The sequence below is a fragment of the Klebsiella sp. 141203 genome (assembly GCF_032601985.1).
Lineage (GTDB): Bacteria > Pseudomonadota > Gammaproteobacteria > Enterobacterales > Enterobacteriaceae > Klebsiella > Klebsiella aerogenes.
In genome coordinates this window covers 242,215-266,837 of sequence record NZ_JAQIRL010000005.1, presented here as the reverse complement: position 1 = coordinate 266,837, position 24,623 = coordinate 242,215, and the positions used below count along the sequence as shown (strand labels likewise).

The 24,623-nt window shown below is 54.7% G+C and carries 21 protein-coding genes; 9 read left to right on the top strand and 12 right to left on the bottom strand.

The genetic code is table 11. The features are described 5' to 3' along the window. The 11 genes from mraY to leuO form a co-directional block, all read right to left on the bottom strand. On the bottom strand, positions 1 to 1,083 hold the full coding sequence (gene mraY, locus PGR29_RS20210) for a phospho-N-acetylmuramoyl-pentapeptide-transferase (RefSeq protein ID WP_087860888.1): 1,083 nt from the start codon (positions 1,081 to 1,083) through the stop codon (positions 1 to 3). Then, positions 1,077 to 2,435 carry a UDP-N-acetylmuramoyl-tripeptide--D-alanyl-D-alanine ligase gene (murF, locus tag PGR29_RS20205; RefSeq protein WP_316425194.1) on the bottom strand — a complete coding sequence of 453 codons (1,359 nt, stop codon included), beginning with the start codon at positions 2,433 to 2,435 and terminating at the stop codon, positions 1,077 to 1,079. Before murF ends, mraY begins: the two co-directional genes overlap by 7 nt. Next, positions 2,432 to 3,919: a UDP-N-acetylmuramoyl-L-alanyl-D-glutamate--2,6-diaminopimelate ligase gene (gene murE, locus PGR29_RS20200; protein ID WP_015368250.1), complete on the bottom strand. Its 1,488-nt coding sequence runs from the start codon at positions 3,917 to 3,919 to the stop codon at positions 2,432 to 2,434. The genes murF and murE overlap by 4 nt, the downstream gene beginning before the upstream one ends. Beyond that, a complete protein-coding gene (locus tag PGR29_RS20195; protein WP_087860891.1) occupies positions 3,906 to 5,672 on the bottom strand; it encodes a peptidoglycan glycosyltransferase FtsI in 1,767 nt (588 codons plus the stop codon). Before PGR29_RS20195 ends, murE begins: the two co-directional genes overlap by 14 nt. 15 nt (positions 5,673 to 5,687) lie before the next feature. Continuing rightward, positions 5,688 to 6,053, bottom strand: a complete 366-nt coding sequence (gene ftsL, locus PGR29_RS20190) for a cell division protein FtsL (protein WP_015704398.1) — start codon at positions 6,051 to 6,053, stop codon at positions 5,688 to 5,690. Then, positions 6,050 to 6,991 carry a 16S rRNA (cytosine(1402)-N(4))-methyltransferase RsmH gene (gene rsmH, locus PGR29_RS20185; RefSeq protein ID WP_113374413.1) on the bottom strand — a complete coding sequence of 314 codons (942 nt, stop codon included), beginning with the start codon at positions 6,989 to 6,991 and terminating at the stop codon, positions 6,050 to 6,052. Before rsmH ends, ftsL begins: the two co-directional genes overlap by 4 nt. Position 6,992: 1 nt before the next feature. Further along, positions 6,993 to 7,451 (bottom strand): division/cell wall cluster transcriptional repressor MraZ, encoded by a 459-nt coding sequence (mraZ, locus tag PGR29_RS20180; RefSeq protein WP_015368255.1) that lies wholly within the window; start codon positions 7,449 to 7,451, stop codon positions 6,993 to 6,995. 638 nt (positions 7,452 to 8,089) lie between these two features. Further along, a complete protein-coding gene (gene cra, locus PGR29_RS20175; RefSeq protein ID WP_087860892.1) occupies positions 8,090 to 9,094 on the bottom strand; it encodes a catabolite repressor/activator in 1,005 nt (334 codons plus the stop codon). A gap of 197 nt (positions 9,095 to 9,291) precedes the next feature. After that, positions 9,292 to 9,783, bottom strand: coding sequence for an acetolactate synthase small subunit (gene ilvN / locus PGR29_RS20170; RefSeq protein ID WP_015368257.1), 492 nt, complete (start codon positions 9,781 to 9,783; stop codon positions 9,292 to 9,294). A 2-nt stretch (positions 9,784 to 9,785) separates the two neighbouring features. Further along, positions 9,786 to 11,510: an acetolactate synthase 3 large subunit gene (gene ilvI / locus PGR29_RS20165; RefSeq protein WP_087860893.1), complete on the bottom strand. Its 1,725-nt coding sequence runs from the start codon at positions 11,508 to 11,510 to the stop codon at positions 9,786 to 9,788. 390 nt (positions 11,511 to 11,900) lie between these two features. Continuing rightward, the gene (leuO, locus tag PGR29_RS20160; protein ID WP_015368259.1) at positions 11,901 to 12,869 is read right to left on the bottom strand and encodes a transcriptional regulator LeuO; all 969 of its coding nucleotides are present in this window, start codon (positions 12,867 to 12,869) and stop codon (positions 11,901 to 11,903) included. Between the two features lie 604 nt (positions 12,870 to 13,473). Here leuO and leuL point away from each other — a divergent pair. From leuL to aroD, 9 genes are all read left to right on the top strand, one after another. Next, positions 13,474 to 13,560, top strand: coding sequence for a leu operon leader peptide (gene leuL, locus PGR29_RS20155; RefSeq protein WP_020079614.1), 87 nt, complete (start codon positions 13,474 to 13,476; stop codon positions 13,558 to 13,560). A gap of 93 nt (positions 13,561 to 13,653) precedes the next feature. Then, complete coding sequence (gene leuA / locus PGR29_RS20150) at positions 13,654 to 15,225, top strand: 2-isopropylmalate synthase (RefSeq protein ID WP_087860894.1); 1,572 nt, start codon at positions 13,654 to 13,656, stop codon at positions 15,223 to 15,225. Next, a complete protein-coding gene (leuB, locus tag PGR29_RS20145) occupies positions 15,225 to 16,316 on the top strand; it encodes a 3-isopropylmalate dehydrogenase (protein WP_015368262.1) in 1,092 nt (363 codons plus the stop codon). Before leuA ends, leuB begins: the two co-directional genes overlap by 1 nt. Before the next feature lie 2 nt (positions 16,317 to 16,318). Next, complete coding sequence (gene leuC, locus PGR29_RS20140) at positions 16,319 to 17,719, top strand: 3-isopropylmalate dehydratase large subunit (RefSeq protein ID WP_316425191.1); 1,401 nt, start codon at positions 16,319 to 16,321, stop codon at positions 17,717 to 17,719. 10 nt (positions 17,720 to 17,729) lie between these two features. Beyond that, on the top strand, positions 17,730 to 18,335 hold the full coding sequence (gene leuD / locus PGR29_RS20135; protein ID WP_087860895.1) for a 3-isopropylmalate dehydratase small subunit: 606 nt from the start codon (positions 17,730 to 17,732) through the stop codon (positions 18,333 to 18,335). Between the two features lie 369 nt (positions 18,336 to 18,704). Further along, positions 18,705 to 20,738: an FAD-dependent oxidoreductase gene (locus tag PGR29_RS20130; protein WP_113374411.1), complete on the top strand. Its 2,034-nt coding sequence runs from the start codon at positions 18,705 to 18,707 to the stop codon at positions 20,736 to 20,738. Between the two features lie 11 nt (positions 20,739 to 20,749). Next, positions 20,750 to 21,613, top strand: a complete 864-nt coding sequence (locus tag PGR29_RS20125; protein ID WP_045376448.1) for a shikimate dehydrogenase — start codon at positions 20,750 to 20,752, stop codon at positions 21,611 to 21,613. Positions 21,614 to 21,623: 10 nt separating this feature from the next. Beyond that, complete coding sequence (locus tag PGR29_RS20120; protein WP_213794608.1) at positions 21,624 to 22,838, top strand: MFS transporter; 1,215 nt, start codon at positions 21,624 to 21,626, stop codon at positions 22,836 to 22,838. 29 nt (positions 22,839 to 22,867) lie between these two features. Then, positions 22,868 to 23,623, top strand: coding sequence for a type I 3-dehydroquinate dehydratase (aroD, locus tag PGR29_RS20115; RefSeq protein WP_087860898.1), 756 nt, complete (start codon positions 22,868 to 22,870; stop codon positions 23,621 to 23,623). Positions 23,624 to 23,660: 37 nt separating this feature from the next. Here aroD and PGR29_RS20110 read toward each other — a convergent pair whose 3' ends face one another. Then, positions 23,661 to 24,557 (bottom strand): LysR family transcriptional regulator, encoded by an 897-nt coding sequence (locus tag PGR29_RS20110; RefSeq protein ID WP_087860899.1) that lies wholly within the window; start codon positions 24,555 to 24,557, stop codon positions 23,661 to 23,663. Positions 24,558 to 24,623 lie beyond the last annotated feature (66 nt).

Genomic DNA, 24,623 nt, shown 5'->3' with positions numbered 1-24,623 from the left:
TTAACGTACCTTCAGCGTCGCCAGGCCAATCAGCACCAGCATCAGCGAAATAATCCAGAAGCGCACGATAACGCGCGGTTCCGGCCAGCCTTTCAGTTCATAGTGGTGGTGAATCGGCGCCATACGGAAGATGCGCTGACCGCGCAGCTTGAACGAGCCGACCTGCAGGATAACCGACAGGGTTTCCACGACGAAAACGCCGCCCATAATCACCAGCAGGAACTCCTGGCGCAGCAGTACGGCGATAATGCCCAGCGCGCCGCCGAGCGCCAGTGAACCGACGTCGCCCATAAAGACCTGCGCCGGGTAGGTGTTGAACCACAGGAAGCCCAGACCTGCGCCGACAATCGCCGTACAGACGATAACCAGTTCCCCGGCGTGACGCAGATAAGGAATGTGCAGGTAGTTGGCGAAGTTCATGTTCCCGGTGGCCCACGCCACCAGCGCAAAACCGGCGGCGACGAAGACGGTCGGCATAATCGCCAGGCCGTCGAGGCCGTCGGTCAGGTTGACCGCGTTGCCGGTACCAACGATAACGAAGTAAGCCAACAGGATGTAAAACAGTCCTAACTGCGGCATCACGTCTTTAAAGAACGGCACAACCAGTTCGGTCGCCGGGGTATCTTTCCCCGCCAGATACAGCGCGAACGCCACGCCCAGCGCAATCACCGACATCCAGAAATACTTCCAGCGGGCAATCAGACCCTTGGTGTCTTTGCGCACGACTTTACGATAATCATCAACAAACCCGATGATGCCGTAGCCGATTAATACCGTCAGTACGCACCAGACGTATGGATTTGACGGATAAGCCCACAGCAGGACGGAAACGGTAATCGCGGTAAGGATCATGATCCCGCCCATGGTCGGGGTACCGCGTTTGCTGAAGTGGGACTCCGGACCATCGTTACGAACGACCTGGCCGAAGGACATTTTTTGCAGACGGGCGATCATGCGCGGGCCCATCCACAGAGAGATGAACAGCGCGGTCAGCAGGCTGACGATGGCGCGAAACGTCAAATAAGAAAAGACGTTAAAGCCGGAATAATATTTGACCAGATGTTCGGCCAGCCATACTAACATGTCGCAATCTCCTGTAATGCGCGTACTACCTCTTCCATAGCGGCACTACGTGAACCCTTCACTAAAATGGTCATGATTTTATGCTCTGCCAGCAGCTCGCGCAGGCGAGCTACGACGGCGGCTTTATCGTTAAAATGTTCGCCCACGCCGCTGGCGCTGCTGATATCCGCGCTCAGGGAACCGACGCTGAGGACGCAATCCAGCCCCGCCGCTTTCGCCGCTTCGCCAACTTCGCGATGACACGCCGCGCTTTCCGCACCGAGTTCAGCCATATCGCCGACCACCATCGCCCGGAAGCCCGGCATTTCCGCCAGTACCTGTACCGCGGCGGTCATCGAACCGACGTTGGCGTTGTAGGAGTCATCCAGCAGCAGCTGGTTTTCCGCCAGTTGGATCGGGAACAGACGTCCCGGCACCGCTTGCAGCTGCGCCAGCCCGGTTTTCACCGCGGCCAGATCGGCGCCTACCGCCATCGCCAGCGAAGTTGCCGCCAGCGCGTTAGCGATGTTATGGCGCCCCGGTAGCGGCAGCAGTACGTCGACGTTGCCGAACGGGGTCTGCAGCGTAAATTCGGTGCCATGACTGGTGATATGTACGTTGGTCGCCGTGAAGTCGCTGTTCGCCGCGTTCGGCGAGAAGCGCCACACTTTGCGATCGCCAATCACGCTCTGCCAGTTCAGCCAGTCATTGTTGTCGGCATTCAAAATCGCGATGCCGTTTTGCGGCAGGCCGGTAAAGATTTCACCCTTGGCCTTCGCCACGCCCGCCAGCGAGCCGAAGCCTTCGAGGTGCGCGGCGGCGAGGTTGTTGACCAGCGCCGCTTCCGGACGCGTCAGGCTGACGGTCCAGGCGATTTCGCCCTGGTGGTTGGCGCCAAGTTCAATCACCGCATACTGGTGATCTTTGTTCAGACGCAGCAGCGTCATCGGTACCCCGATATCATTATTCAGGTTACCGGCGGTATACAGCGTATTACCGCACTGGCTGAGGATCGCCGCGGTCATCTCTTTGACCGAGGTCTTACCGGACGAACCAGTCAGCGCCACCACGCGGGTCGGCACCTGCTGACGCGCCCAGGCCGCTAACTCGCCAAAAGCCAGACGGGTATCTTTCACTACCACCTGCGGTAAATCGCAGGCCAGTTGGCGACTTACCAGCAGCGCGCCTGCGCCCGCCGCTTTCGCTTGTTCGGCAAAATCATGCGCGTCGAATCGCTCGCCCTTCAGCGCCACAAACAGGCAACCCGCCGTGACTTTGCGGGTATCGGACGTCACGTCATCGATAGCGATATCGCTACCCTGCAGTTCGCCGCGGGTGATATCGGCGAGCTGGCTTAATGTAAAGCGAATCATGCTACCGCTCCCAGCAGACGCGCGACGGTCACGCGGTCGGAGTAATCCAGACGGCGGTTACCGACGATCTGATAGTCTTCGTGGCCTTTGCCCGCTACCAGCACAACGTCGTTCGCTTTCGCCTGCATCACCGCGCCGGTCACCGCTTCCGCGCGGCCTTCCATCACCTTCACCTGCCCGGCATCAAGCATGCCAGCCAGAATGTCGTTGATAATCGCCCGCGGCTCTTCGGTACGCGGGTTATCGTCAGTCACGACCACGATATCGGCAAACTCTTCCGCGATAGCGCCCATCAGCGGGCGTTTGCCCTTGTCGCGGTCGCCGCCGCAGCCGAAGACACACCACAGCTTGCCGCTACAGTGCAGACGCGCGGCCTGCAGCGCTTTTTCCAGCGCGTCAGGCGTATGGGCGTAATCGACCACCACGGTCGGTTTGCCCGGCGCGCTGAACACTTCCATACGGCCGCACACCGGCTGTAAGCGCGAAGAGGTTTTCAGCAGATCCGCCAGCGGATAGCCCAGCGCCAGCAGCGTCGCCAGCGCCAGCAGCAGGTTGCTGACGTTAAAGGCGCCCATCAGGCGGCTTTCGATTTCGCCTTTGCCCCAGCTCGAGTCAAACTGAATGGTCGCGCCGCTGTCGTGATAGTTGACCGCGGTCGCCTTCAGCCAGCGGCCGTGGCAGTTCGGATTGATATGATCTTCCATCGACACCGCCACCGCATCCGGCAGTTTCGCCAGCCAGCGGCGCCCGACTTCATCGTCAGCGTTGACGATGGCCTGGCCGCAATGGTGGGTGGAATAGAGCAGCCATTTCGCCGCTTCGTAATGTTCCATGTCGCCATGGTAGTCGAGGTGGTCACGGCTCAGGTTGGTAAACACCGAGGCGGCAAACTGCAGCGCCGCCACGCGGTGCTGCACCAGGCCGTGAGAAGAGACTTCCATCGCGCCGAAAGTCGCCCCCTGCCCTACCAGGCCGGAAAGCACGTGCTGAACATCAACCGCAGAGCCGGTGGTGTTCTCGGTCGGCACTACTTTATCCAGCAGGCCGTTACCGACGGTCCCCATCACCGCGCTGGTTTCGCCGAGCAGTTTAGCCCACTGCGCCAACAGCTGCGTAGTCGTGGTTTTACCGTTAGTACCGGTGACGCCCACCAGACGCATCTGCTGCGAAGGTTGTTGGTAAAAACGCCCGGCCAGCGCGGATAACCGCTCGTTCAGTTGGCTCAGGTAGATGACCGGCACGCCGTGCATCTCGCGAACTTCGCCGTCTGCGGCCTCGCCCTGCGCCTCAGCAATAATGGCAGCAACACCTTGCGCTATCGCCTGCGGGATATAACGACGCCCGTCCGCCTGATGACCCTGTACCGCGACAAAGAGGTCGCCGGACGCCGCCACGCGGCTGTCCAGCGTCATCTCTCGCAGAATTCGCTCCGGCGCATTTGGCACCCACGGAGCGAGAAGGTCGCGCAAATTACGATCTGCCACCTGTTCCCTCGCCTTGATTAATCACAAATTCACTTTTTTCGCCCGTTGCCAGCGCATCCGGTTCGATGTTCATGGTGCGCAATACGCCGCCCATGATGGCACCGAACACCGGCGCGGAAACGGCGCCACCGTAGTATTTACCTGCCTGCGGGTCGTTGATCACCACCACCAACGCGAAACGCGGGTGGCTGGCGGGCGCAACGCCTGCGGTGTAAGCAATATATTTGTTGATGTAGCGGCCATCCGGCCCCACTTTTTTCGCCGTACCGGTTTTAATCGCGATACGATAGCCTTTGATCGCTGCTTTCACGCCGCCGCCGCCGGGAAGCGCCACGCTTTCCATCATGTGAACGACGGTACGTACCAGTGAGTCCGGGAATACGCGCTCGCCCGGCACCGGTGGATCAACTTTGGTAATCGACAGCGGGCGATAGATGCCGTAGCTGCCAATCGTTGCGTAGACTCGCGCTAACTGTAACGGAGTTACCATTAGCCCGTAGCCGAAAGAAAAGGTGGCCCTCTCTATGTCAGACCACCGTTGTTTTTGAGGATATAAGCCACTGCGTTCTCCGACCAACCCCAAATTGGTCGCCTTTCCAAGCCCAAAACGTGAGTAAGTATCTACTAACGCTGAGGACGGCATCGCTAACGCCAGCTTAGAAACGCCGACGTTACTCGACTTCTGTAGCACCCCGGTCAGGGTCAATTCGCTGTAGCGCGCCACGTCTTTAATTTCGTGGCCGTTAATTCGATATGGAATGGTATTCAGCACGGTATTTTCATTGACGATGCCGCGCTGCAGCGCCGTCATCACCACCATCGGCTTCACCGTTGAACCCGGTTCAAATACGTCGGTGATGGCGCGGTTACGCATGGTATCTTTGGACGTACCCGCGAAATTATTTGGGTTGTACGACGGGCTGTTGGCCATCGCCAGCACTTCACCGGTGTTGACGTCGACCAAAACGGCAGTGCCTGATTCCGCTTTGTTGAACGCCACCGCATTATTCAGTTCACGATACACCAGCGCCTGTAGGCGCTCGTCGATGCTCAGCGCGAGGTTATGCGCCGCCTGGCTGTCGGTGGAAGAAATGTCTTCAATCACGCGGCCATAGCGGTCTTTACGCACGATACGCTCGCCCGGCTGGCCGGTTAGCCACTTATCGAAGCTTTTCTCAACCCCCTCGATCCCCTGGCTATCGACGTTGGTAAAGCCAATGAGGTGAGCGGTTACTTCGCCTGACGGATAATAACGGCGAGACTCCTCGCGCAGATGTATCCCCGGCAGCTTCAGTTTTTTGATGTAGTCGGCCATGTCAGGGTTCACCTGACGCGCCAGATAGATAAAACGCATCCGCGGGTTGCTGTTGATACGCGATGCCAGCTGGTCCAGCGGCATATTCAGCGCATCGGCTAACGCTTTCCAGCGGTTATCGAGCGTCACGCCGCCCGCATCATGCAGCTCTTTCGGGTCGGCCCAGATGGCTTTTACCGGCACGCTGACCGCCAGCGGGCGGCCGGAGCGGTCGGTAATCATGCCGCGCGCGGTTGACACTTCCTGCACACGCAGGGAACGCATATCTCCCTGACGCACCAGCATATCCGGACTCACCACCTGCAGCCACGCGACGCGGCCAAGCAGGAAGGCGAGAGCGATTAAAATACATCCGCACAGCAACGCAAAACGCCAACTGATAAAGTTGGCCTGTTCTTCCTGACGTTTTGCTTTTGGCGTTTTCGGCGCTGCTTTCATGCGTCGCAATAATCCTTATTTCTGTACCACTATATTTTCTTGTGATGGATCAACGTGTTGCATCTGCAACTTCTCTGTCGCGATCCGCTCAACCCGACTGTGATCGCCAAGGGCGTTCTCTTCGAGGATCAGGTTGCGCCATTCAATATCCAGAGCGTCACGCTCCAGAACTAATTGTTCACGCTGCGCGGTTAACAGACGGGTATGGTGCGCCGTCGTCACCACGGTCACTGCCGTTATGATGATGCAAATGAACAGGCAGAGTGGCAGCTTCCCAAACCGCAGAAGATCGTCCCCGATAACGCCAGGCAAGGCATGGCGCTCGTTGCTTCCTAACGATCCTTTAACTTTGCTTAAGGCTACTGTCACTCTGCCGATCATGCGTTCGTCCTCTCTGCGATACGCAGCACTGAACTACGAGCGCGTGGATTCTCTGCCACCTCTTCTTCGCCCGGCATCAACTTGCCTAGTGCTCGCAACTGACGGCCGCCCAGTTTCCTGAGTTGCTCTTCAGTCATCGGGATCCCCGCTGGAACCTGCGGACCGCGACTTTGTTCACGCATAAAGCGCTTCACAATGCGGTCTTCCAGCGAATGGAAACTGATAATCGACAGCCGGCCGCCGGGGGCCAGCACGCCGAGCGAGCTTTTTAGCGCCTGCTCTATCTCCTCCAGTTCACTGTTCACCCAAATGCGCACCGCCTGGAAGGTACGGGTCGCGGGATGTTTGTGCTTATCTTTCACCGGCGTCGCCGCCGCGATAACTTCCGCCAGCTCTTTGGTACGGGTCATCGGCTCAATGCGGTTACGCTCAACGATCGCGCGCGCGATACGTTTACCGAAACGCTCCTCGCCAAAGGTTTTGATTACCCAGGCGATGTCGGCTTCTTCGGCGGTCTGTAACCATTCGGCGGCGGACTGACCGCGAGTCGGATCCATGCGCATGTCCAGCGGACCATCGCGCATAAAGGAGAATCCGCGTTCCGCGTCGTCCAGCTGCGGTGAAGAAACGCCAAGATCGAGAAGAATACCGTCGATCTTGCCGGTAAGATTGCGCTCGGCGACGTAGTCAGCCAGCTGCGAGAAAGGACCATGTACGATGGAAAAGCGTGGGTCATCGATGGTTTTCGCAACGGCAATAGCCGTTGGGTCGCGATCGATTGCCAGCAGGCGCCCTTCCGCCCCCAGTTGGGAGAGGATCAGACGCGAGTGACCACCGCGGCCAAAGGTTCCATCAATGTAGATACCATTTGGACGAATATTCAGGCCGTTAACGGCTTCATCCAGAAGTACCGTAGTATGTTTAAAATTTTCCATCATTTTATAAAGACAAATCCTGCAGGCGCTCCGACAGTTCACCGGTAGCGGACTGCTCAGCGTCGATATCTTCCTTGACCCGTTGATACCAGGTCGTTTCATCCCACAGTTCAAATTTATTAAACTGTCCGACCAGCATCACTTCTTTTGTCAGCCCGGCATGTTGCCGCAGCACCGGCGCGATTAGCAATCGTCCGGCGCTATCCATCTGACATTCGCTGGCATGCCCCAAAAGCAGGCGCTGTACGCGCCGCTCAACGGGATTCATGCTCGACAAACGCGACAATTTTTGCTCGATGATTTCCCATTCAGGCAAAGGATAAAGCAGCAGGCACGGGTGATGAATGTCAATGGTGCACACCATTTGACCAGAAGCATCCTCGATCAGCCCGTCGCGGTAGCGCGTCGGTACGGCCAAACGGCCTTTACTGTCGAGATTGACTAACGTTGCTCCACGGAACATGCCAGCCTCACCCCTTTTCGCCACTTTACCCCACAAATTCCCACCTAAAGGAGTTTACGGAGCGGAGGAAAAGCTTGTCAAGCCAGCACTAATGCCAACGGAGCGCAAAAACCCATTATTTACAGCCGATATTAGCCCTGATGAATAAATCACCAACAAATGAGGCAAATTAACGTTATGAATACGTGTAAGAAAATAACCAACAAACTCGTAACAGTTAAAAGCGACAAAATATCTTCAGCGGGAAAATATAAAGTGTCAGTTTGCGACGCGAGCGGCATTTTAGGCCATTCTGATGTCCGTTAACAGTGCCTGTTGTGGACGGAGAAGCACTTGTGCCGCGGCCTGACGCTCTCAACGGCGATGAAGGTAGGATAAAGCGATTGTTAATTCAGCAATTATTCCGATGAATGTAACAAAATAATACTAACAGATGGCATTGCGCATTTTCTTGCACCATTTGGATACAAAAAAATCTTTCTCAGGAATAAAACAAAATAAGGCGTAAAGAAGTTTAGGGATTTGTCTGAAAGCGAATAGATTTACGAATCTCTACGTAAATTGTATGGATTATCGCCAGATGCTAATCCATCTGGCGAATAACCTACGAAGAATCTTAACCTTTTTTCGCTAATGGATCAGCGGCGATTCAAACTTCCGCGATGATAAAGGTTACGACGAATACGGCTTAAGCCTGGTTTTGGCTTACGCGGTTCATCCAGGCTTGCCAGTACAATCTCTAAAACACGCTCGGCAACGTCGCGGTGACGCTGCGCAACTGCCAGCACCGGACACTGCAGGAAATCGAGCAGTTCGTTATCACCGAAGGTGGCGATGGCGAGTTCGGATGGCAGTTTGCCTTCACGGCGCAGCGTGACGTCCATCACGCCCTGCAACAGCGGGAAAGAGGTGGTGAACAGCAGTTGCGGCATCGGATGCGTTTCCAGCCACTTTTCAAACAGCTGGGCCGCGGCTTCGCGTTCATAGCTGTTGGCATAGAGGAAGTTCACTTCCCGCGGGTCATCCTTCCACGCCGAACGGAACCCCTGCTCGCGCAGGAAGCTTACCGACAGCTCCGGCAGCGCTCCCAGATACAGCACATTGTCACCGGGGAATTTGCGCAGCTCGGCGGCGAGCATTTCAGCGTCGTCCTGGTCCGCGCCGACGACGCTGGTAAAGTGTTCACGATCGAGCGCGCGGTCGAGCGCGACAATCGGGAAAGGATCGTTCGCCCAGCGCTGATAGAATGGATGCTCCGGCGGCAGTGAAGTCGAAACGATAATGGCATCCACCTGGCGCTGCAGCAGATGCTCAATACAGCGCATTTCGTTATCCGGCTGATCTTCCGAGCAGGCGATCAGCAGCTGGTAGCCGCGCTGACGCGCCTGACGCTCCAGATAGTTCGCAATACGGGTATAACTGGTATTCTCGAGATCCGGGATCACCAGACCAATTGAACGCGTGCGTCCTGCGCGCAGGCCAGCAGCGACCGCATTCGGGTGGTAGTTATGCTCGCGCACCACCGCCATCACCTTCTCGACCGTTTTATCGCTGACGCGATACTGCTTCGCTTTGCCATTAATCACATAGCTCGCGGTGGTTCTTGAAACACCGGCCAGCCGGGCGATTTCATCCAGTTTCACAATTGCCCCTTGGGTAAGAAGTACAAAAAACAACCATTAAATAGATATACTCATTAGAGTATAGAGATCCATTTTTATAACATCTAAACGCAGAATAGTTAGCGCGGCAACCGCTTTCGTCCACAGTTCCTACGGAATTCGCAAAAAAATAACCCGACAGTTTGTGTCGGGCTATTTTTACGTCATTTTTTCAGCGTTTAGCGCATGATTTTATCGCCGCGCGACAGGCCGACCACTCCGGAGCGCGCCACTTCAACAATGCGCGCGACGTCGCGCAAGGAGGCCAGGAAGGCATCCAGCTTATCGCTGGTTCCGGCAAGCTGCACGGTATAGATAGAAGGCGTGACATCAATAATCTGCCCGCGAAATATCTCGGTGTTGCGTTTCACCTCTTCGCGGCCATAACCGCTGGCCTGCACTTTCACCAGCATGATTTCACGCTCGACGTGGGAGCCCTGGCCCAGTTCGCTAACCCGCAGCACGTCCACCAGCTTATGTAATTGCTTTTCGATCTGCTCAATGGCTTTTTCGTCGCCCACCGTCTGGATGGTCATGCGGGACAACGTCGGATCGTCGGTTGGCGCTACCGTCAGGCTTTCAATATTGTAGCCGCGTTGGGAAAACAGGCCGATCACCCGGGATAATGCCCCCGATTCGTTCTCCAGTAATACAGATAATATCCGGCGCATAATCAGGTTCTCTCCGTTTTGCTCAACCACATTTCGTCCATGCCGCCGCCGCGGATCTGCATGGGGTAAACATGCTCGCTACCATCAACCGTTACATCAACGAACACCAGACGGTTATTACGCACCTGCTCCAGCGCTTCCGCCAGTTTAGCCTCCAGCTCTTGCGGCTCGCTGATGCGAATACCGACGTGGCCATAAGCCTCAGCGACGCGCACGAAGTCCGGCAGCGATTCCATATAGGACTGCGAATGGCGGCCGGAATAGAGCATATCCTGCCACTGCTTCACCATCCCGAGGTAACGGTTATTCAGGTTCAATACCAGTACCGGCAGTTCGTACTGCAGGGCGGTGGAAAGCTCCTGAATGTTCATCTGGATGCTGCCGTCCCCGGTCACGCAGATAACGGTTTCATGCGGTAGCGCCATCTTCACGCCCAGCGCCGCAGGCAGGCCAAAGCCCATCGTGCCGAGGCCGCCGGAGTTAATCCAACGTCTTGGTTTATCAAATGGATAATAGAGCGCGGCGAACATCTGATGCTGGCCGACGTCGGAAGTCACGTAAGCGTCGCCGTTGGTCAGGCGCCAGATGGCTTCAATCACCGCCTGCGGTTTGATCTTGCCGCTTTGCGTGTCGTATTGCAGGCAATGGCGGGAACGCCACTGTTCGATCTGCTGCCACCAGTCGCGGATCTCATCCAGCGGCTGCTGGCTCTCTTCCTGTTCAAGCAGATCAAACATCTGGTCAAGCACCTGACGCGCGTCGCCGACGATCGGCACATCCGCCGGGACGGTCTTGGAGATCGACGTGGGATCGATATCAATATGCAGCACAGTGGCGTTCGGGCAATACTTAGCCAAATTGTTGGTGGTGCGATCGTCAAAGCGGACGCCAACTGCAAAAATAACGTCAGAATGATGCATAGTCATGTTGGCTTCATAGGTACCGTGCATCCCCAACATCCCCAGCGCCTGCTGATGAGTCGCCGGAAAAGCGCCTAAACCCATTAATGAAGAGACCACCGGTAGCTTCAGCTTTTCGACCAACGTACGCAGCTGCGCTTCGCACTGCGAATTGATTGCACCGCCGCCAACGTACACGACCGGTTTTTTCGCCGCCACCAGCGTTTGCAGCGCGCGTTTAATTTGCCCTTTATGGCCGCTGGTCGTCGGGTTATAGGAACGCATGCTAACCGCATCCGGCCAAACGTAAGGCAGCTTCTTCGCCGGATTAAGAATATCCTTCGGCAAATCGACCACCACGGGCCCTGGACGGCCGCTGGCGGCCAGCCAGAACGCTTTCTTTAGAATACCTGGAATATCTTCAGTCTGTTTCACCAGGAAGCTGTGTTTGACCACCGGCCGCGAGATCCCCACCATATCGCACTCCTGGAAGGCATCGTAGCCAATCAGCGAGGTCGCAACCTGCCCGGAAAGAATGACCAGCGGAATAGAATCCATGTAAGCCGTTGCAATACCGGTAATAGCGTTTGTCGCTCCCGGGCCGGAGGTCACCAGCACCACCCCGACTTCGCCAGTCGCGCGCGCCAGCCCGTCGGCCATATGCACCGCCGCCTGCTCATGGCGCACCAGCACATGGTCAATGCCGCCGAGGGTATGTAATGCATCATAGATATCGAGGACTGCGCCTCCGGGATAGCCGAATACTTGCTTGACGCCCTGATCGACAAGCGATTGGACGACCATCTCGGCTCCTGACAACATCTCCATGGTTTGCCTCCAGGCTTATTGTTTTCACGACGGCGGAAGTCATTTTCCGCGCGCGTCGTATGATGCGCCGCCAGCGGCAGCGCATTGAGGTGAACGACTTGCTGTGCATTACCATAACTGCTCGCCAACAGGCAGGCAATTCGCCTGCCGGGGTCTGCAGCGGGTCTCAAAAGCAGAAAAGAAAGCATCTGGAGAAATATATGGAGGATTGCTTCATGAATAGCAAAATGAGACAGCCAATACTCGGGGAAAATGGCTTACGGCAGAAAATCATCCATTTTTCACCGTCGGGTTGCGAGAACCCGCGGTGATAAACAGAATAATATTCTGCTTTTTGGCTATTTATTCAGATAAGCTGGAGCTTTCGCTCCCCTTTGTAGATAACGGCAATTAGCGCTGGCAGATATTCGCCAGTAACTCTTCCATCCATTGATGGCCTTTATCGCGACCGGCCGCTTCGTGCCAGGAGAGGAAGCAGGTGCGGCTATTTACCTTCAGCGGCAGCGGTAATATCTGCAGGTCTAATTTATCCGCGAATTCATTGGCTAACCAGCGTGGCGCTATCGCCACCATGTGGGTTTGCGAAACTACATTTAATACGCTGACCATGGCATTGCCCTGATAAGCAATACAGGATTGTTTATCTACGGAGTCATACCACGGCTGGCTAAATGACGCATAACGATCCAATGCGACGACCGCGTGCTCTTCCTGATAAATATCCGCTTCCGTTAACGGCCCGGAAATACGCGGATGTTTACGGCTGGCAACCAGAACCATTTCATCTTTGAATAAAGGTATGCAGGCGAACTCAGGACGACGAAACTCTTCATAGCCGATAACAAATTCAATTTCCTGATAACGCAGCTGATGTTCGGTGTTTTGATGTAGCGCTGATTTAAAGACCAGATGAATATTTGGCGCGATTTCACCAACTTTATTAAATATTAGCGAGGTTAAGTAATTATCCAATGGGCTACAAACGCAGAGGTTAAATACGCGTTCGCTACTCAGCGGTTCAAAACCGGAACCCGGCAGCTCATTTTGCACCAGTTGCAATGCCTGGCGTACCGAGCCAAACAGCTGATATGCCCGCGCCGTTGGCTGAATGCCGCGCCCATAGCGAACAAACAGTTCATCATTAAACATCACCTTAAGACGAGATACCGCGTTACTTACCGCCGGTTGGGACATGCCGAGAGTATGGGCCGCGCGGGTAATATTTTGTTCCTGCATCACCGCATCAAAGACGGTCAGCAGGTTGAGATCCACCATCCGCAGTTGTGGTTTAACGACTTCCTGTCCCGGGGCTGATTTATATTCAGTATTTTCAATTAACATATCTAACTCCACCGTCACGCTAAATTCCTTTTACCAAAGTGCAGTAATTAATTAAGACAATATCATTTATCATGCATATTAAATCTGCAAAAGGGTAAAGTTGAATTTTAGGAATATATCAAGGTTATGAGTAGCGACGAAAAACCTCACAGGACATCACCGGAACCCGCCTAAAACATATCATTTACTTGATGATATAAAGTGTACCCATAGATCACAGGAATAAACAACACCACTATTAGTTAATTGCAATTTAAGTATCAATTAACTATCTATTTTCCCTCTGCTATTAATTAACACTTTGTTATCCTTCCTCTCGCCTGTAATTCTCAAAACCAGCAACGACAACACCACTAATCCCTTATGTTTCATTAAGATAAGCACATTCCTCCCTCCTGTCTTTATCGCCCCCCTTTATGATAAAAATTTTTTCTAATTGTTTTATTTTTCCAGAGGCAGATAAATGTCTCAAATAGGATCGTCGGCGAAACAAGGGATAATCCAGCACAATTAGCTAATTCACCAGGCTTGTGAAAAACAGTTTTTATCTTGCCTGGGGTTGACATCAAAACCGCTATCCAGTAACTCTAAAAGCATATCGATTTCAACTGGAGTATGACGCATGATTCGCACTACTCGCTTCACCAGCCTACTACTACTAAACGCATCCATTGTGCGCGGTAGGCTGTTGGGCGACGTTCAGCGTTAAGTCATCTTCCAGCAAGACACTAAACCCGCGCCATTGCGCGGGTTTTTTTATGCTCGAAGCAAGGCGCCAGGCAACAGATTAAGGATCTAAACCATGAGCCAGCAAGTCATTATTTTCGATACGACCTTACGTGATGGGGAACAAGCGTTACAGGCCAGCCTGAGCGTGAAAGAGAAGCTGCAAATAGCCATGGCCCTTGAACGTATGGGCGTCGATGTGATGGAAGTCGGTTTCCCGGTTTCTTCCCCAGGCGATTTTGAATCGGTGCAGACCATCGCTCGCACCATCAAAAATAGCCGCGTGTGCGCGCTGGCGCGCTGCGTTGAGAAAGATATCGACGTGGCGGCGGAATCCTTAAAAGTGGCGGAAGCATTCCGTATTCACACCTTCATCGCCACCTCACCGATGCACATCGCCACCAAGTTGCGCAGTACGCTGGATGAAGTCATCGAGCGCGCTATTTACATGGTGAAACGCGCGCGTAACTATACCGATGACGTCGAATTTTCCTGTGAAGACGCAGGCCGTACGCCGATCGACGATCTGGCTCGCGTTGTCGAAGCGGCTATCCGCGCTGGCGCCACGACCATTAATATCCCGGATACCGTCGGCTACACCATGCCGTTTGAATACGCCAACATCATCAGCGGCCTGTACGAACGCGTACCAAACATTGATAAAGCGATTATTTCAGTCCACACCCATGATGATTTAGGCATCGCCGTCGGCAACGCCCTCGCCGCCGTCCACGCTGGCGCGCGTCAGGTAGAAGGCGCGATGAACGGTATCGGCGAACGCGCCGGTAACTGCGCGCTGGAAGAGGTGATCATGGCGATCAAAGTGCGCAAAGACATTATGAACGTGCACACCAACATCAATCACCACGAAATCTGGCGTACCAGCCAGACCGTCAGCCAAATCTGCAATATGCCGATCCCGGCTAACAAAGCTATCGTCGGTACCGGCGCCTTCGCCCACTCTTCCGGTATTCATCAGGATGGCGTGCTGAAGAACCGCGAAAACTACGAAATCATGACCCCGGAATCCATCGGCCTGAACCAGGTACAGCTGAACCTGACTTCACGCTCCGGCCGCGCGGCGGTGAAACACCGTATGGAAGAGATGGGCTACAAAGAGAGCGACTACAACCTGGATCATCTGTATGACGCCTTCCTGAAGCTGGCGGATAAAAAGGGCCAGGTCTTCGACTACGACCTGGAGGCGCTGGCCTTCATTAACAAACAGCAGGAAGAACCAGAGCATTTCCGTCTCGACTACTTCAGCGTCCAGTCTGGCTCCAGCGATATCGCTACCGCCTCTATCAAGCTGGCCTGCGGTGATGAAATCAAAACCGAAGCCGCCAATGGCAACGGCCCGGTTGACGCTATCTACCAGGCGATCAACCGCGTGACGGACTACAACATCGACTTAGTGAAGTATGGCTTAAGCGCCAAAGGCCACGGCAAAGATGCGCTGGGTCAGGTGGACATTGTTGTGGAATACAACGGTCGCCGCTTCCATGGCGTCGGTCTGGCGACCGATATCGTCGAATCGTCAGCAAAAGCGATGGTACACGTGCTGAACAATATCTGGCGCGCCGCCGAAGTCGAAAAAGAATTGCAACGCCAAGCTCAGAATAAAGAGAACAACAAGGAAACCGTGTAATGTCGAAGAATTATCATATTGCCGTTTTGCCGGGTGATGGAATTGGCCCGGAAGTGATGAACCAGGCGATGAAAGTACTGGAAGCCGTTCGTAACCGTTTTTCAATGCGTATCACCACCAGCCAGTACGACGTTGGCGGCATCGCCATCGACCGTCAGGGCATGCCGCTGCCGCAAGCCACCGTTGATGGCTGCGAGCAGGCTGACGCGATTCTGTTCGGATCCGTCGGCGGCCCGAAGTGGGAACATCTGCCGCCGGCCGAGCAGCCGGAGCGCGGCGCGCTGCTGCCGCTGCGTAAGCACTTCAAATTATTCAGCAACCTGCGCCCGGCTAAACTGTATCAGGGGCTGGAAGCGTTCTGCCCGCTGCGCGCCGATATCGCCGCCAACGGCTTCGACATTCTGTGCGTGCGCGAACTGACCGGCGGCATTTACTTCGGTCAGCCGAAAGGCCGTGAAGGCAGCGGCCAGCATGAAAAAGCCTTCGACACCGAGGTATACCACCGCTTTGAAATCGAGCGTATCGCGCGTATTGCCTTTGAATCGGCGCGCAAGCGTCGTCACAAAGTGACGTCAATCGATAAAGCCAACGTCCTGCAGTCTTCTATCCTGTGGCGCGAAATCGTCAACGAGATTGGCAAAGAGTATCCGGACGTCGAGCTGGCGCATATGTATATCGATAATGCCACTATGCAGCTCATCAAAGATCCGTCGCAGTTCGATGTCCTGCTGTGCTCCAACCTGTTTGGCGACATCCTGTCCGACGAGTGCGCGATGATCACCGGCTCTATGGGCATGTTGCCGTCCGCCAGCCTCAACGAGCAAGGTTTTGGCCTGTATGAACCGGCGGGCGGCTCGGCGCCGGACATCGCGGGCAAAAATATCGCCAACCCGATTGCGCAAATCCTGTCGCTGGCGCTGCTGCTGCGCTACAGCCTGGATGCGGGCGACGCGGCGAGCGCCATTGAACGCGCTATCAACCGCGCATTAGAAGAAGGCATTCGTACCGGCGACTTAGCGCGCGGTACGGCGGCTGTCAGTACAGATGAAATGGGCGATATCATTGCCCGCTATGTCGCGGAAGGGGTGTAATCATGGCGAAGACCTTATACGAAAAATTGTTTGATGCGCACGTGGTGTACGAAGCGCAGAACGAAACCCCACTGCTGTATATCGACCGCCATCTGGTGCACGAAGTCACCTCTCCGCAGGCGTTTGACGGGCTGCGCGCGCACGGTCGTCCGGTGCGTCAGCCGGGCAAAACGTTCGCCACCATGGATCACAACGTCTCAACGCAGACTAAAGATATCAACGCCTCCGGCGAAATGGCCCGTATTCAGATGCAGGAGCTGATTAAGAATTGCAAAGAGTTTGGCGTTGAGCTGTATGACTTAAATCACCCATTCCAGGGCATCGTACACGTCATGGGCCCGGAACAGGGCGTCACCCTGCCGGGGATGACCATCGTATGCGGCGATTCCCATACCGCCACTCACGGCGCATTCGGCGCGCTGGCATTCGGTATCGGCACCTCTGAAGTTGAACATGTACTGGCGACCCAGACCCTGAAACAGGGTCGCGCGAAGACGATGAAAATCGAAGTTCGTGGCAAAGCGGCGCCGGGCATTACCGCGAAAGACATCGTGCTGGCGATCATCCGCAAAACCGGTAGCGCCGGTGGTACCGGTCACGTGGTCGAATTCTGCGGCGAAGCCATTCGCGACCTGAGCATGGAAGGCCGTATGACTCTGTGCAATATGGCAATCGAAATGGGCGCCAAAGCGGGTCTGGTCGCGCCGGACGAGACCACCTTCAATTACGTGCAGGGCCGCCTGCACGCGCCGAAGGGCCAGGATTTCGCCGACGCGGTGGAATACTGGAAAACGCTGAAAACCGACGATGACGCCACCTTCGATACCGTGGTGACGCTGCAGGCAGAAGAGATTGCGCCGCAGGTCACCTGGGGTACCAATCCCGGCCAGGTCATCTCCGTCACCGATATTATCCCGGATCCGGCATCGTTCAGCGATCCGGTCGAGCGCGCCAGCGCCGAAAAAGCGCTGGCCTATATGGGGCTGAAATCCGGCGTGCCGTTGACCGAGGTCGCGATCGATAAAGTCTTTATCGGTTCCTGCACTAACTCGCGAATCGAAGATTTACGCGCGGCGGCGGAAATCGCCAAAGGGCGTAAAGTGGCGCCGGGTGTACAGGCGCTGGTGGTTCCCGGCTCCGGCCCAGTGAAAGCGCAGGCGGAAGCCGAAGGTCTGGATAAGATTTTCATCGACGCCGGTTTTGAGTGGCGCTTACCGGGCTGCTCCATGTGCCTGGCGATGAACAACGACCGCCTGAATCCCGGCGAACGTTGCGCCTCTACCAGCAACCGTAACTTTGAAGGCCGTCAAGGCCGCGGCGGACGCACTCATTTAGTCAGTCCGGCAATGGCCGCGGCGGCAGCGGTGACCGGCCATTTCGCCGATATTCGTAACTTGAAATAAGGAGACCATCATGGCAGAGAAATTTACCCAACATACTGGCCTGGTGGTTCCGCTGGATGCCGCAAACGTCGATACCGATGCGATCATTCCTAAGCAGTTCCTGCAGAAAGTAACGCGTACCGGCTTTGGCGCGCACCTGTTTAACGACTGGCGTTTTCTCGACGACCAGGGGCAGCAACCAAACCCGGAGTTCGTACTGAACTTCCCGCAATATAAAGGGGCGTCTATCCTGCTGGCGCGTGAAAACTTCGGCTGCGGCTCCTCGCGCGAGCACGCGCCGTGGGCGTTGACCGATTACGGTTTCAAAGTGGTGATTGCGCCAAGCTTTGCCGATATCTTTTACGGTAACAGCTTCAATAACCAACTGCTGCCGGTGACGCTCAGCGATGAGCAGGTGGATGAGCTGTTCAAGCTGGTACAGGCGAGCCCGGGCATCCGCTTTGAAGTGGATCTTGAAGCGCAGGTGGTTAAAGCCGGGGATAAAACCTACAGCTTTAAAATCGACGACTTCCGCCGCCACTGCATGCTCAACGGCCTGGATAGCATCGGCCTGACGCTGCAGCATGAAGAGGCGATTTCCGCCTACGAGCGCCAACAACCCGCCTTTATGAACTAACCTTCAAGCCCGGCGAACAAGCCGGGCTTTCTCTTTGTGTTTCTCTCCGGCGCCTATTATTACGTATAATTTATAGATAAATTTATCCTTCCCGTACCTCATCGTGCATTTATACCGGCGTTGCCGGGCTATTTTTGTATAGATCCACAATGACAAGTAAATAATCAGCAGAAGTATTTAAAACAAACCGTCCAATATGTGAATTAACGGTTAACTCCATAGAAAACCCCTATAGCTCAGCACAAAAAAAAGCATTATTTTTCCCCTCCCCGGCTCGTTATCTTTCCTGACAGAGAAATATTAACTTTAGATACGTCACGACGCCTGCTTCACAACGTGGGCCGCCTGCCGTTCTTGTGGAGAGCCTAAATGAGCCACTATCCTCATCTATTCAGCCCGCTAACTATCAACGGGATGACCATAAAAAATCGCATTATCATGCCGCCGATGGGTACCAATATGGCCACCCTGAATGGCGAAGTCTCGCAGGAACAGCTTGAATACTACGAACTGCGGGCGAAAGGCGGTACCGGGCTCATTACCGTGGAAAATATCTGCATCGATTTTCCCTTCGCCTCCAATGGTACAACGCAGTTACGTATCGATAACGATCAATATATTCCGCGTCTGTTTAAATTAACCGAAACCCTTCATAAACACGGCGCCTGCGTAGCGATTCAGCTGAACCACGCTGGCGCTTCGGCTTATGCTTATCGCCTGAATGGGCAGACGCCGCTTTCCGCATCCAGCACGCCGTCGAAAAAGCACGGTAATATTCCGCGGCCAATGACCCATGAAGAAATTTATCACGCGGTAGACAAATTTGGCGACGCCGCGGAGCGCGTACGCCGCGCCGGTTTTGACTGTGTAGAAATTCATGGCGGCCACTCCTATTTAATTAGCCAGTTTTTATCGCCGCTATTTAATAAACGTACCGACGAATTCGGCGGTAGTATCGAAAACCGCACCCGCATATTAAGCCTGATTATCGATAAGGTTCGCGCCTGCGTCGGGCCGCGTTTCCCAATAAGTCTACGCATCAGCGCCGACGATTTCTTAAAGGGCGGCAACACGCTGGAAGATTCGCTGCGCATCCTCGAACTGTGTCAGGACAAAGTCGACATCATTAACGTCTCTGCCGCACAGAACGATAACCTGAACCTGCAAATCGACCAGATGTCGCTGGAAGATGGCTGGAAGCGCTATCTCTCCCGCGCGGTACGCGACAAATTCCATAAGCCGACGGTGATCGCCGGCAACATTCGTTCGCCAAAAATCGCCGAAGATATCCTCGCGACCGGCGATGCCGATCTGATCGCCATTGGTCGTGGGTTGATTGCCGAGCCTGAATGGGTGCAGAAAGTACAAAGCGGCAATGAGCGTCTGATGCGCAAATGCATCTCCTGTAATATCGGCTGCGCGGATCACCGCATCGCCCGCTCTCGCCCGCTGCGCTGCTCGATCAACCCGGACATCATCCACGGCGACGCTTACAAACAGCAGCGTGTTTCGCGCGAAACCAACGTCGTGGTAATCGGCGCCGGCACGGCCGGAATGGAAGCTGCCTGCACCGCCGCGGAAGTCGGCTGCAACACCTGGCTGCTGGAAGAGAAAAGCCACGTCGGCGGCCTGGCCAGCACCATTGCGCTGCTGCCGGAGAAAAAGCGCATCGCCGATTTCCCGCAGTTTATGAAAAACCGCCTTTCCGGGCTCAGTAATCTGATGCTGCAGGTCGGTAAACGCGCCGACGTCGCTTCAGTCGCCGCGCTGCATCCACAGCTCATCGTTAACGCCACCGGCTCGGTTCCCCTACTGCCGCCGATCGACGGCCTGCGCGAGAACATTGACGCCAAGGGTGGCCGCCTGTTCTCAATAACCGGCATGATTGAACACCTTGACGCCTTTGCCGATGCCGCAGGTAAACGCATCGTGGTGGTTGGCGGCGGCGCCGTCGGCCTGGACGTCATCGAATACTTCTCCGCGCGCGGCGCCGAAACGGTGCTGATTGAAATGCAGGACGCCCCGGGACAGGACCTCGACATTATTACCAAAAACGCGATGTTGACCATGCTGGAAGAACACCAGGTGGAGCAACACATGCAGACCCGATTGACCGCTGTCGCTCCAGACCATTTCACCGTTAATACCGCCAGCGGCACGTTCGATATTCCCTTCGACTACGGCTTTGTGTGCCTGGGAATGCGCGCCAACCGCGCAGGTCTCGACGACATCGCCCAGTGGGCCGCCGCCAACAACGTAAAAATCATGAATATCGGCGACAGCCTGTCGGCCCGGCGAATTATTGACGGCGTGCGCGAAGGCCGCAACGTGCTGGAAATACTCGAAGACATGGGCGTACTCGGCAATCGCGAAGCGCAACAGATTCCATTTTTAACATATTGAGGATATTTATCATGGCAGAACGTCTTACCGGTCATACCGAGCTGATTGGCTTAATCGCTACCCCGATTAGACACAGCATGTCGCCGACCATGCACAACGAAGCCTTTGCGCATCTTGGTCTCGATTACGCCTACCTGGCGTTCGAAGTCGATAACCAGGAGCTAAAAGATGTCGTGCAGGGCTTCCGCGCGCTGAAACTGCGCGGTTACAACGTCTCAATGCCGAATAAAACCGAGATTTGTCAGTATCTCGACAAGCTTTCGCCGGCGGCGCAGCTGGTCGGCGCGGTCAATACCGTCGTCAACGATAATGGCGTCCTGACCGGTCACATTACCGACGGCACCGGCTATATGCGCGCGCTGTCAGAAGCCGGTATCGATATCATCGGCAAAAAGATGACCATCCTCGGCGCGGGCGGCGCGGCTACCGCCATCAGCGTACAGGCCGCGCTCGACGGCGTGAAGGCCATCTCGATCTTCAACCGTAAAGACAAGTTCTTCGCCAATGCCGAGCAGACCGTCGCCAAGATCCGCGATAACACCGACTGCGAGATCCACCTTTTCGATCTCGACGATCATGACAAGCTGCGCGCCGAAATCGACAGCAGCGTGATCCTCACCAACGCCACCGGCGTCGGTATGAAACCATTCGAAGGCCAGATGCTGCTGCCAAACGACAGCTTCCTGCGCCCGGACCTGATTGTCTCCGACGTCGTCTATAACCCGCGTAAAACCCATCTGCTGGAAGTGGCGGAGAAAAAAGGCTGCCGCACCCTTAACGGCCTGGGAATGATGCTGTGGCAAGGCGCGCGCGCGTTCGAAATCTGGACGGGCAAAGAGATGCCGGTTGACTACGTCAAGAGCATTCTGTTCTAAGAGGCAAGAGATGAAAAACAAATACATCCCTACTGCGGCAGGGCTGTATCTCAACTACCTGATCCACGGCATGGGGGTGCTTTTAATCACCCTCAACATGGCCCATCTTCAGGAACAGTGGGGAACAGATGCTGCTGGCGTATCGATCGTTATCTCCTCATTAGGTATCGGTAAACTGGCGACGATCGTGACCGGTTTTTTGTCGGATCGCTTTGGTCGCAAGCCTTTTATTTATCTCGGGATCCTGAGTTATCTGATCTTCTTCGTCGGCATTCTGCTGACTAAAAATATTTATCTGGCCTACGTGTTTGGCATCATGGCTGGTCTGGCGAACAGCTTCCTCGACTCCGGAACCTATCCGGCGCTGATGGAGTCTTTCCCGCACTCCGCCAGCCGCGCTAATGTACTCATCAAAGCCTTCGTTTCCGCAGGGCAATTTCTGCTGCCGTTCATTATCAGCCTGCTGATATGGGCAAATCTGTGGTTTGGCTGGTCGTTCGTGATCGCGGCGGCTCTGTTTGTACTGAGCGCAATCTATCTGCTCAAGATGCCGTTCCCCGATAGCCAGGCGGCCAAAAAGGAAGAGGCTCCAGCGGCGCAGGCAGCGGCTTCAGCTAAGCCGCAAGCCAACAAACTGGATATGGTTGTCTTTACCCTGTACGGCTATATCGGCATGGCAACTTTTTACCTGGTAAGCCAGTGGCTGGCGCAATATGGTCAGTTCGTGGTCGGTATGCCTTATGCATCGGCGATCAAGCTCCTGAGCATCTACACCGTCGGTTCGCTGGTCTGCGTCTTCGTGACCGCCGCTTTCGTCAAAGAGGTATTCAGCTCTGCGGTAGCGATGATCATCTATACCTGCCTGTCGATGGTCTCACTGCTGTTAGTGTGCCTGTTCCCCACCCCGCTGATGGTTACCGGTTTCGCCTTCGTCATCGGCTTTGCCGCTGCCGGCGGGGTATTGCAGCTGGGAGCGACCATCATGGCAATGAGCTTTCCGAATGGCAAAGGCAAGGCGACCGGGATCTTCTACACCGCAGGCAGTATCGCGAGCTTCACGATCCCGCTTATCACCGCCAGGCTTTCACAGATTAGTATTGCCAGCATTATGTGGTTTGATTTCCTGATCGCCGTTATCGGCTTTGTGATCGCCCTGTACATCGGCTATCGTCAACTTCAGGCGCGCGCGGCGCAAAGAGTGTCTCGCACCACCGTCACCGCCTGAGGTTCACGACAACAATAATGGATACCTACATGACAACTGCAGTAACCGTAAAGAACATCACCTTCAAGGAAGGCGAAACCTTAATTTGCGTACCGCTGATCGGGAAAACGCTGGATGAACTGCTGACTAATGCGCAGGGCCTGGTTGACGCTGGCGCTGATATTATCGAATGGCGAGTTGACCATTTTACCCACGTCCGGGAAATCCCCCAGGTGCTGGCCGCGCTGGCGGAAATCCGTCATACGCTGAAGGCTCTACCGCTGCTGTTCACCTTTCGCAGTAAGAAAGAGGGCGGCGAAACGGAAATCAGCGACGAAGCGTATTTTGAACTTAACCGTCAGGCGGCGCTAAGCGGATTAGCCGATGTTATCGACATCGAGCTGTTTAACGACGAAGCGCAAATCCGCGCGCTGGTGAACGATGCGCATCAAGCCGGCGTAAAAGTGATCATGAGCAATCATGATTTCCATAAAACGCCGGCGCAGGAAGATATCATCTATCGACTGCGTCGAATGCAGGAGTTGGGTGCCGATCTACCAAAGATCGCGGTGATGCCGCAGACGCCTCAGGACGTTCTCACTCTGCTTTCCGCCACGCTGACCATGAAAGAGAAGTACGCGACGCGCCCGCTGATCACCATGTCGATGGGCAAATCCGGCGGCGTTAGCCGGGTAACCGGACGCTTGTTCGGTTCAGCGATGACCTTTGGCACCGTCGGCCAGGCCTCCGCGCCGGGTCAGATTGCCATCGCTAAGCTGCGCGAGCTAATGGACATCCTGTCCTGATAAACAGGCTGCCCGGAGCCACTCTCCGGGCGCTTGCTCAGTTGATTCTCTGGCTATCGTTAATAATGACGTTTTTAAACGATTGAATTGCTGAAGAAAGTACCCTTTCCTTCATCGTTGCAAGGTAGATATAACGCGGGGGGAGCTCATTTTTTATTTTCAGAATGTGCACGTTATAATTTGCCAGTGCGGAGATCCTCGGCATAATCGCAATACCATAATCGATGCTAACCAACCCCGCCATCGCGGTATCTTCATCGACGTAGCAGGCGATATCCGGCACCAGTTTTTGCTGCATAAAGACATTATCAATAAAAGGCCGCAAACCGCTGTTCTCTGAGAAGTAGATATAGGGATAGTGAATCGTCTCAACCAGATCGACCTCATTTTCATACAATCTGGCAAGCGGATGATCTTTCGCCGTCACCACCACCAGTTCCTGCTGAATGATGGGAATAAAATCGATGTCTGGTTCATCGGCAATATATGAACAAATCGCCAGATCGGTTTTTCCTGCCTTTAACGCTTGTAATAACGAAAGCGAAGTGCCTTGCGTAAAGGAAAAAGTCACCTTGTGACTGGATGGTGAATTAGTGTATTTATTAATTAACTGCGGAACAACAAATTCACCCATCGTATAAATAAAGGCGATACGAATATTCTCTTTCTTTTCGCTATCATTGTTTTGCAGCGTCAGCCGCCCATTCTCTAAAGAAGCGAGCGCATCTTCCACATAGGGTAAAAAACGTTTACCGTTTTGCGTAATTTTGACGTTGCGCCCTTTTCTGGCGAACAGCGCCACGCCAAGTTCTTTCTCCAACTCAGATATGGCGTGGCTTAGCGAAGGTTGCGTGATGAACAGGCTGGAGGCAGCTTCGGTGTAATGTTCCGTCTCGCTCAATCGCTTAAAATAATAAAGTTGCTTCAGGTTCATTATTTTTGTCCGTATAATATAAGAATAAGATCACTGCGCTTAATATACCATGCGGCAGGTTGATAA

What these genes read in the sequence shown, in the direction of transcription:
- leuD (WP_087860895.1), top strand. Translation starts at nt 17,730, where the DNA reads ATGGCAGAGAAATTTACCCAACATACTGGCCTGGTGGTTCCGCTGGAT.
- ilvN (WP_015368257.1), bottom strand. Translation starts at nt 9,783, where the DNA reads ATGCGCCGGATATTATCTGTATTACTGGAGAACGAATCGGGGGCATTA.
- leuA (WP_087860894.1), top strand. Translation starts at nt 13,654, where the DNA reads ATGAGCCAGCAAGTCATTATTTTCGATACGACCTTACGTGATGGGGAA.
- leuB (WP_015368262.1), top strand. Translation starts at nt 15,225, where the DNA reads ATGTCGAAGAATTATCATATTGCCGTTTTGCCGGGTGATGGAATTGGC.
- PGR29_RS20195 (WP_087860891.1), bottom strand. Translation starts at nt 5,672, where the DNA reads ATGAAAGCAGCGCCGAAAACGCCAAAAGCAAAACGTCAGGAAGAACAG.
- PGR29_RS20110 (WP_087860899.1), bottom strand. Translation starts at nt 24,557, where the DNA reads ATGAACCTGAAGCAACTTTATTATTTTAAGCGATTGAGCGAGACGGAA.
- mraY (WP_087860888.1), bottom strand. Translation starts at nt 1,083, where the DNA reads ATGTTAGTATGGCTGGCCGAACATCTGGTCAAATATTATTCCGGCTTT.
- murF (WP_316425194.1), bottom strand. Translation starts at nt 2,435, where the DNA reads ATGATTCGCTTTACATTAAGCCAGCTCGCCGATATCACCCGCGGCGAA.
- rsmH (WP_113374413.1), bottom strand. Translation starts at nt 6,991, where the DNA reads ATGATGGAAAATTTTAAACATACTACGGTACTTCTGGATGAAGCCGTT.
- PGR29_RS20125 (WP_045376448.1), top strand. Translation starts at nt 20,750, where the DNA reads ATGGCAGAACGTCTTACCGGTCATACCGAGCTGATTGGCTTAATCGCT.
- PGR29_RS20130 (WP_113374411.1), top strand. Translation starts at nt 18,705, where the DNA reads ATGAGCCACTATCCTCATCTATTCAGCCCGCTAACTATCAACGGGATG.
- leuC (WP_316425191.1), top strand. Translation starts at nt 16,319, where the DNA reads ATGGCGAAGACCTTATACGAAAAATTGTTTGATGCGCACGTGGTGTAC.
- mraZ (WP_015368255.1), bottom strand. Translation starts at nt 7,451, where the DNA reads ATGTTCCGTGGAGCAACGTTAGTCAATCTCGACAGTAAAGGCCGTTTG.
- leuL (WP_020079614.1), top strand. Translation starts at nt 13,474, where the DNA reads ATGATTCGCACTACTCGCTTCACCAGCCTACTACTACTAAACGCATCC.
- aroD (WP_087860898.1), top strand. Translation starts at nt 22,868, where the DNA reads ATGACAACTGCAGTAACCGTAAAGAACATCACCTTCAAGGAAGGCGAA.
- ilvI (WP_087860893.1), bottom strand. Translation starts at nt 11,510, where the DNA reads ATGGAGATGTTGTCAGGAGCCGAGATGGTCGTCCAATCGCTTGTCGAT.
- ftsL (WP_015704398.1), bottom strand. Translation starts at nt 6,053, where the DNA reads ATGATCGGCAGAGTGACAGTAGCCTTAAGCAAAGTTAAAGGATCGTTA.
- PGR29_RS20120 (WP_213794608.1), top strand. Translation starts at nt 21,624, where the DNA reads ATGAAAAACAAATACATCCCTACTGCGGCAGGGCTGTATCTCAACTAC.